The organism is Myroides odoratus (genome assembly GCF_001549985.1).
Taxonomy (GTDB): Bacteria; Bacteroidota; Bacteroidia; order Flavobacteriales; family Flavobacteriaceae; genus Flavobacterium; species Flavobacterium odoratum_A.
Genome location: NZ_LROZ01000058.1, coordinates 1 through 633, shown reverse-complemented (window position 1 = coordinate 633; position 633 = coordinate 1). Strand labels below are relative to the sequence as shown.

Below are 633 nucleotides of genomic sequence, written 5' to 3'. Positions count from 1 at the left end.
CTCTGAAATAAACAAATTCTTTTATTATGATGATAATGGCTTGAAACAAGAGATTGATTGGTCTTTATTTGATACAAAAAACACGATTTTATTTATTTCAGCAAATAATAATTTAGAGCTCTATGATTCATCAAATCATGGAGTTAGTTTACCGCTTGCTGCTTTTACAGGAAATAAAAGCTTTGTTGAAAACATAGCAATGAATCAAGATTTCATTACCAAACTTGGAGATAATAACGAATTTAAAACAAAAATAGAGACAATCATCTCAAATAGTATAGTTGATTATTCAAGTACAGAGACAATCAAATCAGAAAAATGGATTAATGGTGAACAAATTGCTCAGCGAGTGTTTAATGTTGTATTAACAACTAATACAAATATCATAAGTATTAATAGTGATTTTGCTAAATTGATTTTAAATGCTCGTTTGATAAGTAAAAGTACTAATTCAATTACTGAGGGAGTAGTTGATAAAGAAGTAATAGGTGGAAATACAGTTATCACTTTAGGTATACCTGGATCATTTACTTCTCTTCATCCAAACGGGGAGTATTATTTAATATTAGAGTATGTTAAGTAATAATTTAATTAGATCTATTTGTTTTCAATTAAATTTTTAAAGACAAGTAG

At 27.0% G+C, this 633-nt stretch carries 1 pseudogene; it reads left to right on the top strand.

Annotated features, from left to right (window positions below):
- Positions 1 to 583, top strand: a pseudogene (locus AWV75_RS19015) (hypothetical protein); the annotation flags it as partial.
- Positions 584 to 633: the final 50 nt, after the last annotated feature.